The sequence below is a fragment of the Staphylococcus sp. EG-SA-2 genome (assembly GCF_017152085.1).
The window spans coordinates 1-10,509 of record NZ_JACYHC010001060.1; the positions used below are offsets into that span (position 1 = coordinate 1).

Genomic DNA, 10,509 nt, shown 5'->3' on the forward strand with positions numbered 1-10,509 from the left:
GATTACTTACCTAAGAAAAATATTAAAGCAATCCAAATCGACACAAATCCTAAAAATATCGGACATCGTTTTAATATTAATGTAGGAATTGTTGGAGACAGTAAAATTGCATTGCATCAGTTAACTGAAAATATTAAACATGTTGCGGAAAGACCATTTTTAAACAAAACGTTAGAACGTAAAGCGGTTTGGGATAAATGGATGGAACAAGATAAAAATAATAATAGCAAACCATTACGTCCAGAACGTTTAATGGCATCAATTAACAAATTTATTAAAGATGATGCAGTAATTTCAGCAGATGTTGGTACTGCAACAGTTTGGTCTACACGTTATTTAAATCTTGGTGTGAACAACAAGTTCATCATTTCAAGTTGGTTAGGTACAATGGGTTGCGGTCTTCCAGGAGCTATGGCATCAAAAATTGCATATCCAAATAGACAAGCGATTGCCATTGCTGGTGACGGTGCATTCCAAATGGTAATGCAAGACTTCGCTACAGCAGTACAATATGATTTACCTTTAACTGTATTTGTACTTAATAACAAACAGTTAGCATTTATTAAATATGAACAACAAGCAGCTGGTGAATTAGAATATGCAGTTGATTTTTCTGATATGGATCATGCAAAATTTGCTGAGGCAGCAGGTGGTAAAGGTTATACAATTAAGAGTGCTAGCGAAGTAGATGCTATAGTCGAAGAGGCATTAGCACAAGATGTACCAACGATTGTAGATGTATATGTTGATCCTAATGCTGCGCCATTACCAGGTAAAATTGTAAATGAAGAAGCGCTTGGTTATGGTAAGTGGGCATTTAGATCAATTACTGAAGATAAGCATTTAGATTTAGATCAAATTCCACCAATTTCAGTGGCAGCAAAACGTTTCTTATAACTGATTTAAAGGTTATCACAATTGAATTGAACTATAAAAACGGTAATTTCTATTTCAACAAAATGGGAATTGCCGTTTTGTTTATTTATCACAAATGATCGTACTGAATTGATGATAAAATTGTGAAAAAGTTGTTGAAAACGCTTTTACAAATATGTATAATAGCTATGAATTACATATCACTTGCGTGTTACTGGTAATGCAGGCATGAGCAAACAACCGTACTATGAGAATAGTCTTGTTTGTTCATGCCTGCTTTTTTTGTACATGGAAGCGGAAATTGAGATAGGGGATGTTTATATGTTTAAGAAATTGTTTGGACAATTGCAACGTATCGGTAAAGCATTAATGTTACCTGTTGCGATTTTACCAGCAGCTGGTATTTTATTAGCGTTTGGTAACGCAATGCACAACGAACAATTAGTAGAAATTGCACCATGGTTAAAAAACGATATCATTGTAATGATTTCGTCGGTCATGGAAGCAGCAGGACAAGTTGTATTTGATAACTTGCCATTATTATTTGCAGTTGGTACAGCACTTGGATTAGCAGGAGGAGACGGTGTTGCAGCATTAGCAGCGCTAGTAGGTTACTTAATTATGAATGCAACAATGGGGAAAGTGTTGCACATTACAATTGATGACATTTTCTCATATGCCAAAGGGGCAAAAGAATTAAGTCAAGCAGCGAAAGAACCAGCACATGCTTTAGTATTAGGTATTCCAACGTTACAAACGGGTGTGTTTGGTGGTATTATCATGGGTGCTTTAGCCGCATGGTGTTACAACAAATTTTATAATATTACACTACCACCATTTTTAGGATTCTTTGCAGGTAAACGATTTGTACCGATTGTGACATCGGTCGTAGCAATCGCAACAGGTGTGCTTTTAAGCTTTGCGTGGCCACCAATTCAAGATGGATTAAATAGTTTATCGAATTTCTTATTAAATAAAAATTTAACATTAACAACGTTTATATTCGGTATTATTGAACGCTCATTAATTCCATTTGGTTTACATCATATTTTCTATTCACCGTTCTGGTTTGAATTCGGAAGTTATACAAATCACGCAGGTGAATTAGTTCGTGGTGACCAACGTATTTGGATGGCACAATTGAAAGATGGCGTACCATTTACTGCTGGTGCATTTACTACTGGTAAATATCCATTTATGATGTTTGGTTTACCAGCGGCGGCATTTGCTATTTATAAAAATGCACGACCAGAACGCAAAAAAGTCGTGGGTGGTTTAATGTTATCAGCAGGATTAACTGCATTTTTAACTGGTATCACTGAGCCATTAGAATTTTCATTCTTATTTGTAGCACCAGTACTTTATGGAATTCACGTATTATTAGCTGGTACATCATTCTTAGTAATGCATTTATTAGGCGTTAAAATTGGTATGACATTCTCAGGTGGTTTCATAGATTATATTTTATATGGTTTATTAAACTGGGATCGTTCACACGCATTATTAGTTATTCCAGTCGGTATTGTATATGCTATCGTGTATTACTTCTTATTCGACTTTGCAATTCGTAAGTTTAAATTGAAAACACCAGGTCGTGAAGATGAAGAAACTGAAATTCGTAACTCTAGTGTCGCAAAATTACCATTTGATGTCTTAGATGCAATGGGTGGAAAAGAAAACATTAAACATTTAGATGCATGTATTACACGTCTGCGCGTAGAAGTGGTTGATAAATCAAAAGTAGATGTAGCAGGTATTAAAGCTTTAGGCGCATCAGGTGTATTAGAAGTTGGAAACAATATGCAAGCTATCTTTGGTCCAAAATCAGATCAAATTAAACATGATATGGCCAAGATTATGAGTGGTGAAATTACGAAACCAAGTGAAACGACAGTGACTGAAGAAATGTCAGATGAACCAGTTCACGTAGAAGCACTTGGAACAACAGACATCTATGCACCAGGTGTCGGTCAAATCATTCCATTATCAGAAGTACCTGATCAAGTATTCGCTGGTAAAATGATGGGTGATGGTATTGGCTTTATCCCTGAAAAAGGTGAAATTGTAGCACCGTTTGATGGTACAGTGAAAACAATCTTCCCTACGAAACATGCGATAGGATTAGAATCTGAAAGTGGCGTCGAAGTACTTATTCATATTGGTATCGATACAGTGAAACTGAATGGTGAAGGATTCGAAAGTCTGATTAACGTTGATGAAAAAGTAACACAAGGCCAACCATTAATGAAAGTGAATTTAGCATACTTGAAAGCACACGCACCAAGCATCGTTACACCAATGATTATTACAAATCTTGAAAATAAAGAACTTGTCATTGAAGATGTACAAGATGCTGATCCAGGTAAGCTAATTATGACAGTCAAATAATGATTAAAAATGAAACAGCATATCAAATGAATGAACTTTTAGTCATTCGTAGTGCGTATGCGAAGTAGCGAGTTGAAAGAGAATACGTTACAAAAGGCAGTAGCTTAAAATGAAGCTACTGCCTTTTTAGTGCGCAATGATGTATAGCAGGTGTGTTGATGATAATAAGTTAAATATTAGTGTTAGATATAGAAAACATTGCTTATGTTTTTGTCACATTTTAGAAAAATGCATCTTCGCGACTAGCCAAATTAATAGTCTCATTGAAAAGTTTGATTTTCCGTAATAAAGTTCAATTGCTTGTATTTTTATCATGAAAGTAATAAAAATAAATTAACATGATTTTAAATCTATTTGTAAGATAAGGAGATTTGTCATTATGACAACAGAAGGTCTATTAGTTGCAGAGAAAGAAATCGAAGTGAATGGTTACGACATTGATGCGATGGGTGTCGTTAGTAATATCGTTTATATTAGATGGTTCGAAGATTTGAGAACAGCGTTTATTAATCAGCACATGAATTACTCAACAATGATCAATCAAGGCATTTCACCTATACTTATGAAAACGGAAGCAGAGTATAAAGTACCTGTCACAATACATGACAAACCAGTAGGTCGTATTTACTTAGTTAAAGCAAGCAAGATGAAATGGGTGTTTCAGTTTGAAATTGTGTCCGCACATTGCGTGCATTGTATTGGTACACAGACAGGCGGTTTTTACAGATTGAGTGATAAGAAGATAACCTCTGTGCCACAAGTGTTTCAAGACATTTTAGCAACAAAATAATGACTTCATTTTAAAATATAAAAAGTAAGAAGGTGTTCGAAATGGTTAAGCAATTAAATAGTGTCGAAGCATTCCGTGAATTTATTCATCAATATCCGTTAGCAGTTGTACATGTCATGCGCGATCAGTGTAGCGTGTGTCATGCCGTTTTACCACAAATTGAAGACTTGATGCAATCATATCCCAATGTGCCATTAGCTGTGATTAATCAAAGTCAAGTTGAAGCTATTGCTGGAGAATTAAATATTTTCACTGTACCTGTGGATTTAATTTTTATGAATGGAAAAGAAATGCATCGTCAAGGGCGTTTTATCGATATGCAACGTTTTGAACATCATCTTAAGCAAATGAATGATAGTGTGAATAACGATGTCGATGAGCATGAATATCGCAAATGATTAGCATTGCTAAGATTATGTAGACATCATAACTTATTTCCCAGTAAATATTGGTAGTAATAAGAATCAGCATGGTACAGTAGAACTATAGTAGAAATCATCAAAGAGGAGTGACGACAAATGCGTAAAAAATGGTCTACACTTGCGTTTGGATTTTTAGTAGCAGCATACGCACATATTAGAATTAAAGAAAAACGCAGTGTGAAAAGTTATATGTTAGAACAAGGTATACGATTATCTAGAGCTAAGCGTCGTTTTATGTATAAAGAAGAAGCGATGAAAGCATTAGAAAAAATGGCGCCACAGACAGCAGGTGAATATGAGGGCACCAATTATCAGTTTAAGATGCCAGTAACAGTGGATAAGCACTACGGTTCAACCGTTTATAACGTTAATGATAAACAAGATAAGCATCAACGCGTTGTATTATACGCACATGGAGGCGCATGGTTCCAAGACCCACTCAAAATTCATTTCGAATTTATTGATGAACTTGCAGAAACACTCAATGCTAAAGTCATCATGCCAGTATATCCGAAGATTCCGCATCAAGATTATCAAGCGACGTATGTGCTTTTTGAAAAGTTATACCATGATTTATTGAATCAAGTAGCAGATTCTAAACAAATCGTTGTAATGGGTGACTCTGCGGGCGGTCAAATTGCTTTATCATTTGCTCAATTGTTAAAAGAAAAACATATTGTGCAACCAGGACATATTGTATTAATTTCACCAGTTTTAGATGCAACGATGCAGCATCCTGAAATTCCTGACTACTTAAAGAAAGACCCAATGGTAGGTGTGGATGGCAGTGTGTTCTTAGCTGAACAATGGGCAGGGGACACACCTTTAGATAACTACAAAGTATCACCAATTAATGGTGACTTAGATGGTTTAGGTCGTATTACATTAACTGTTGGCACAAAAGAAGTACTGTACCCAGATGCTTTGAACTTATCGCAATTGTTGAGTGCAAAAGGTATCGAACATGACTTTATACCTGGATATTACCAATTCCATATTTATCCAGTATTTCCGATACCAGAGCGCCGACGCTTTTTATACCAAGTGAAAAATATTATTAATTAAAATAAAAAACTCTGATATCACATACAAGGTAGCTACGTTGTTAAAAATAGTTACTTGCTAAAGTGATTATCAGAGTTTTCTTATTCATCTAATGCTTCAGGTTGTCTTTTAAGTGATAGTAATAAAATTAAAATCATAATAAGAATGATGCCTACGATTTGAAATGGTTTGAATGCCACATGTAACCATAGACTGCTTGCGATAACGGCTACGACAGGTTCAACAGTTCCGAATAATGTTGTTTCTTTCGCTGATATGTATTGTAAACTGTCGATAAAGAAATAAAATGCGAGTGCGGTACCACCGATAATACCAAAGATTAAAAATAATATAATTGATATGTCCCATTTAGTGATATCAATGTGCCAAATTGGATGGCGTAAATTCATCGCAACACCAGAAATAAGCATTGCCCACCCGACAATTAGAATCGAACCGAAGCGGTTAAGTAGGTCTGAAGGATAAATTGTGTAAAAAGCGAGTGCTACACCAGCTAAAATACCCCAGAATAAACTTGCAGGATTGACGACTAAATTAGAAAATGAACCATTCGTTAATAATAAAAATGTTCCTAATAGTGTCATGATAATAGCAAGCACATCAAATAATGTTAGTTTTGCAACGCCTCTTATGACAAACCAAATAATAATATAAACTGGCGCAATGTATTGTAGTAATGTTGCAATCGCAGCATTACCTGTATTAATAGATGCCATATAAGCATATTGTACAACTAACATGCCCAGTATACTGAAGATAAGTAATTTGCCTAACATACGTCGATCTTGGAATACGCTAAATATTGAACGTTTGGGTTGCATCATTTTGTACATAATAAGTAAGAAAACACCACTGACTACAAGTCGAGCAGTGACGTACCAATCGACATTAATATTCTTATATTTGAACAAGAAATCAGAAACAGTACCACCTAATCCCCATAAACAAGCACCGACAATGGCAAGTATAATTCCTTTTAAACGCAAAGCTGAATGATTATTCGCCAAGTATCTCACCCCTTTAAAACTTAACACCAACAACATAAAATATGTCGGTGTATGATAATGATTTAATTCATTATATCGACTTTTAAGAAAGAGTGAAATGAGAAAATAAAAAAATCATCTAAGATGTAGTGGTCTAGATGATAGATAAATGAATCGATATGGGAAATGAATGTTGAAACACAGAGGATAAACTATTTAAATGAGATTTCAGGAAGACTCAAATGTTTTTGCGTAAGAGATCCATGATGAGAATGCTGACTATCTAACACGAAATGTGATACATCATGTCCAGTCATACTCGTATATAAAATAATGACTAAATAAGAAGTGAACGTTATAAAGATAAGTGCTAAATAGATAGAAATTGCAACTTTAACGGAATGACTCAATTGCACCTTTATCGCCTCCACTAAGTTATACTAAATATTTTCATCTTCAGTATAACCAGCCATTGTTAAGTTGATGTAAATTTAGCTTTAAAAAAAGTAAAGATTCAACCTATAGACTATCATCATTCCTATCAGAAAACTAAAAATAATATCCTACTTTAATTATCTTATTGCAAATATATGTGTAATAAGTTATTTTTGAATATAGTGTGCGGTTTTATAAACACAGCACAAAAACAAAAAATAAATAGCTCGAAAGATAAAGTGTATAAATATTAAAGATTTTTAGAAATATTACTCACTTTCAGATGTAAAAAAGTTATCAAAAAACTGTCACACAACTGTTTGAAATATAGAGTAAAAAGTTAATTAGTAAATATTAATGACAACATAAGTAGTTTTTGAAACAATCCATTTTAAAAATCTTTCACAAATATGAAATATTTCACTTAAATATTTGATTTGATAACAGATAAAAGTTGAAAACGTTTTCTTAAGGGTGTACGATGTTTATGGTCTGAAAATAAAATAAACATAGAGAGAGGTTTTTGGGAAATGGATATTCTGTTAGGTGTAGGCACATTAGTCTTGGTTTTAGTGATCATGACGCTATTTTTAAAGTATGCACCGTACGGTAAACAAGGACTACAAGCATTATCCGGTGCAGCTTGTGCGACATTTCTACCACAAGCATTCTTAAGTTACGCTATTGGTGGCGTATTTGATATTAAATTTCTACAAGATATTGGGGATTTAGCAGGAAGTTTAAGCGGTATCGCAGTAGGTATTCTAACGTGCTTAAACTTAGGCGTTGCACCAGTATTTGCGGTTATTGTTGGTTTAGTATTACATGACTTTAAATTATTACCAGCATTCATCGCAGCTTATTGCGTAGCTTTTTTAATTAAATGGATTGAAAAGAAAGTTCCAGAAGGCTTGGACTTAATTGTGGTGATCTTATTTGCACCAGCAATTGCTTTCGGACTTGCATCAATCATTACACCTGGTGTGCTAGCAACATTAAAACAAATAGGTAGTGCTGTCACTGCGGTAGGTGATAACAATCCATATGCATTAGCGGTCATTTTAGGACTAGTGATTCCTGTTACAGGTATGACACCGCTAAGTTCAATGGTATTAACAAGTTTATTAGGACTGACAGGTGTTCCTATGGCTATTGGAGCACTAACATGTACAGGTAGCTCATTTGTTAACCTTATTTTATTCCGAAAATTAAACATTGGTGGACCGTCAAAAGCATTTGCAGTTTGTATTGAGCCATTGACGCAAATTGATTTAATAGCGCAATATCCAGTACAACTATATGGTACAAATGCACTGATTGGGGTCGTCAACGCATGTATCGTGACATTTAGCGGACTAGTAATAGGTGTCAAAGGTATGGCAACACCAATTGCAGGTGCCATCGTATTGTTTGGCTTTAATAATGCAGTGACATCAATTGTAACAATCGCAACAGTGATTATTGTCAGCATTGTCTTAGCCTATATTATTGGAACACTAATTAATAAGTTTAATTTAATGAATATCAACTTTAAAATGCCGAGCAAAAAGAATCATATTAAGGAGAGTGTTTAATTATGGCAAAGAGCTATGATTATCAAAGTGCTTTCGATATTATCGGACCAGTTATGATGGGCCCTTCAAGTTCTCATACGGCTGGTGCAGTAAAGATTGGGAATTCAGCACGCGCAATATTGGGAGATATTCCTAAAAATATTGAAATACATTATTATGAATCATTTGCTCAAACACACCAAGGACATGGTACAGATGTCGCTATTGTGGGTGGAGCAATGGGATATTCAACATTTGATAACCGAATTAAATCTTCATTAGAAATTGCAGCTGATGATGGTATTAAAATAGATATCATCGAAGAAGAAGGCGATAGTATTGGTCAACATCCAAACTGTGCTTATATCAAATCATCTCGTAATGATGGTCGCTACATTGAAATTATCGGTATTTCAATCGGTGGTGGTACAATTAAAATTAAAGGTATTCATATAAATGGACTAGAAGTAGATTTAAATCATGGATTACCAATTTTAGTTGTTGACGGAAATATGACTAAAGCACAAGTAAATCATTTCATCAATGATATCAACGATATGAAATTAGACTGTAAAGATGAATTTATTAAGATAGATGAAGATAAATGCTTGGTTGTAATACCATTAAATAAAGCAATCTCAGAATCGACATTAAATACAATTAAAGAGAAATACAGTGACGTAAACGTTTCCTATATAAATTAGAGGGGGAATAAACATGTTTGATTCAATTAGAGAGACTATAGATTATGCCGTAGAAAATAATATGTCATTTGCGGATATCATGGTTAAAGAAGAAATGGAATTAAGCGGTAAATCACGTGATGAAGTGCGAGCGCAAATGAAACAAAATTTAGATGTCATGCGAGACGCAGTAATCAAAGGGACGACAGGTGATGGCGTTGAAAGTGTAACGGGCTACACTGGTCATGACGCTGCTAAACTACGTGATTATAATGAAACACATCATGCTTTGTCTGGATATGAAATGATTGATGCAGTCAAAGGTGCCATTGCAACAAATGAAGTCAATGCTGCGATGGGTATTATTTGTGCAACGCCAACAGCTGGTTCCTCGGGTACCATTCCCGGTGCACTTTTTAAATTAGAAAAAACACATGATTTAACAGAAGAGCAAATGATTGATTTCTTATTCACTTCAGCATTGTTTGGGCGTGTCGTAGCAAACAATGCAAGTGTAGCTGGTGCAACAGGTGGCTGCCAAGCTGAAGTTGGTTCAGCATCTGCAATGGCCGCAGCTGCAGCAGTAGCTATATTCGGAGGATCACCAGAAGCATCCGGGCACGCTATGGCATTAGCGATAAGTAATTTATTAGGTTTAGTTTGTGACCCAGTAGCCGGACTTGTTGAAATTCCTTGTGTTATGAGAAATGCAATTGGTTCGGGTAACGCTTTAATTTCAGCAGATTTAGCATTAGCAGGTATTGAAAGTAGAATACCTGTTGATGAAGTTATTGAAGCAATGGATAAGGTTGGTCGTAACCTTCCTGCATCATTACGTGAAACTGGATTGGGTGGACTAGCAGGCACACCAACTGGCGAAGCAATTAAACGTAAAATCTTTGGCACAGCTGAAGATATGGTTAAAAATAATTAATGAGATAACAATAAGATATTGATAAAAAAGAAGCATCTGTCTGGATCATTAGTACCAGATAGATGCTTCTTAATTATCTTTCATAAAGTTGAAAAATTTATGGGAAATACATGCTAATCAAAATAGTGATTGCAAAAGCGCCCCCGTATATCTAAAATAACTTAAAAGGAGTGATGATATGCTAAGACTATCAATCATCTTTATAGCATTCATCATTAACACAACGATTACATATGGATATACGACTGAGGGAACGTGGGTCAATCTATTATTTAAATCTTTATCGCTCAGCATGATTATCGTTTTCATGTTCTACTATATTCGTTTTGTTATTGAGAAAAAGCGTTAAATCAAAGCTATGGGGATAGTATTTGAAA

General features: G+C 34.9%; 12 protein-coding genes. 10 read left to right on the forward strand and 2 right to left on the reverse strand.

Features of this window, described 5'->3' with window-relative positions; all coding sequences use genetic code 11:
* The 5 genes from IDG60_RS17910 to IDG60_RS17930 all read left to right on the forward strand — a co-directional run.
* Window positions 1–897 (forward strand): thiamine pyrophosphate-dependent enzyme (locus tag IDG60_RS17910; RefSeq protein WP_239176008.1); only part of this gene is annotated, 897 nt, incomplete at its 5' end.
* A gap of 300 nt (window positions 898–1,197) precedes the next feature.
* On the forward strand, window positions 1,198–3,264 hold the full coding sequence (gene ptsG / locus IDG60_RS17915; RefSeq protein ID WP_000473679.1) for a glucose-specific PTS transporter subunit IIBC: 2,067 nt from the start codon (window positions 1,198–1,200) through the stop codon (window positions 3,262–3,264).
* Window positions 3,265–3,643: 379 nt separating this feature from the next.
* A complete protein-coding gene (locus tag IDG60_RS17920; protein ID WP_000206031.1) occupies window positions 3,644–4,054 on the forward strand; it encodes an acyl-CoA thioesterase in 411 nt (136 codons plus the stop codon).
* A 41-nt stretch (window positions 4,055–4,095) separates the two neighbouring features.
* Entirely contained in the window at window positions 4,096–4,452 is a 357-nt protein-coding gene (locus tag IDG60_RS17925) for a thioredoxin family protein (RefSeq protein WP_000240663.1), read from the forward strand.
* A gap of 120 nt (window positions 4,453–4,572) precedes the next feature.
* Window positions 4,573–5,541: an alpha/beta hydrolase fold domain-containing protein gene (locus tag IDG60_RS17930; RefSeq protein WP_001228167.1), complete on the forward strand. Its 969-nt coding sequence runs from the start codon at window positions 4,573–4,575 to the stop codon at window positions 5,539–5,541.
* An 80-nt stretch (window positions 5,542–5,621) separates the two neighbouring features.
* Here the strand turns inward: IDG60_RS17930 and IDG60_RS17935 are convergent, their stop codons facing one another.
* Both IDG60_RS17935 and IDG60_RS17940 read right to left on the reverse strand, forming a co-directional pair.
* Window positions 5,622–6,557 carry a DMT family transporter gene (locus tag IDG60_RS17935; RefSeq protein WP_072362001.1) on the reverse strand — a complete coding sequence of 312 codons (936 nt, stop codon included), beginning with the start codon at window positions 6,555–6,557 and terminating at the stop codon, window positions 5,622–5,624.
* Between the two features lie 182 nt (window positions 6,558–6,739).
* A complete protein-coding gene (locus IDG60_RS17940; RefSeq protein ID WP_001177186.1) occupies window positions 6,740–6,943 on the reverse strand; it encodes a hypothetical protein in 204 nt (67 codons plus the stop codon).
* A 549-nt stretch (window positions 6,944–7,492) separates the two neighbouring features.
* Between IDG60_RS17940 and IDG60_RS17945 the strand changes: the two genes are divergently transcribed.
* The 5 genes from IDG60_RS17945 (at window position 7,493) to IDG60_RS17965 (ending at window position 10,481) form a co-directional block, all read left to right on the forward strand.
* Window positions 7,493–8,536: a PTS sugar transporter subunit IIC gene (locus IDG60_RS17945; protein WP_000353630.1), complete on the forward strand. Its 1,044-nt coding sequence runs from the start codon at window positions 7,493–7,495 to the stop codon at window positions 8,534–8,536.
* Between the two features lie 2 nt (window positions 8,537–8,538).
* Complete coding sequence (sdaAB, locus tag IDG60_RS17950; RefSeq protein ID WP_001140234.1) at window positions 8,539–9,219, forward strand: L-serine ammonia-lyase, iron-sulfur-dependent subunit beta; 681 nt, start codon at window positions 8,539–8,541, stop codon at window positions 9,217–9,219.
* Window positions 9,220–9,232: 13 nt separating this feature from the next.
* The gene (sdaAA, locus tag IDG60_RS17955) at window positions 9,233–10,132 is read left to right on the forward strand and encodes an L-serine ammonia-lyase, iron-sulfur-dependent, subunit alpha (protein WP_000460421.1); all 900 of its coding nucleotides are present in this window, start codon (window positions 9,233–9,235) and stop codon (window positions 10,130–10,132) included.
* 18 nt (window positions 10,133–10,150) lie between these two features.
* Complete coding sequence (locus tag IDG60_RS17960; protein WP_031762133.1) at window positions 10,151–10,249, forward strand: hypothetical protein; 99 nt, start codon at window positions 10,151–10,153, stop codon at window positions 10,247–10,249.
* Between the two features lie 61 nt (window positions 10,250–10,310).
* The gene (locus IDG60_RS17965; RefSeq protein WP_001549802.1) at window positions 10,311–10,481 is read left to right on the forward strand and encodes a hypothetical protein; all 171 of its coding nucleotides are present in this window, start codon (window positions 10,311–10,313) and stop codon (window positions 10,479–10,481) included.
* Window positions 10,482–10,509 lie beyond the last annotated feature (28 nt).

What these genes read in the sequence shown, in the direction of transcription:
- sdaAB (WP_001140234.1), top strand. Translation starts at nt 8,539, where the DNA reads ATGGCAAAGAGCTATGATTATCAAAGTGCTTTCGATATTATCGGACCA.
- sdaAA (WP_000460421.1), top strand. Translation starts at nt 9,233, where the DNA reads ATGTTTGATTCAATTAGAGAGACTATAGATTATGCCGTAGAAAATAAT.
- IDG60_RS17925 (WP_000240663.1), top strand. Translation starts at nt 4,096, where the DNA reads ATGGTTAAGCAATTAAATAGTGTCGAAGCATTCCGTGAATTTATTCAT.
- IDG60_RS17945 (WP_000353630.1), top strand. Translation starts at nt 7,493, where the DNA reads ATGGATATTCTGTTAGGTGTAGGCACATTAGTCTTGGTTTTAGTGATC.
- IDG60_RS17920 (WP_000206031.1), top strand. Translation starts at nt 3,644, where the DNA reads ATGACAACAGAAGGTCTATTAGTTGCAGAGAAAGAAATCGAAGTGAAT.
- IDG60_RS17930 (WP_001228167.1), top strand. Translation starts at nt 4,573, where the DNA reads ATGCGTAAAAAATGGTCTACACTTGCGTTTGGATTTTTAGTAGCAGCA.
- ptsG (WP_000473679.1), top strand. Translation starts at nt 1,198, where the DNA reads ATGTTTAAGAAATTGTTTGGACAATTGCAACGTATCGGTAAAGCATTA.
- IDG60_RS17965 (WP_001549802.1), top strand. Translation starts at nt 10,311, where the DNA reads ATGCTAAGACTATCAATCATCTTTATAGCATTCATCATTAACACAACG.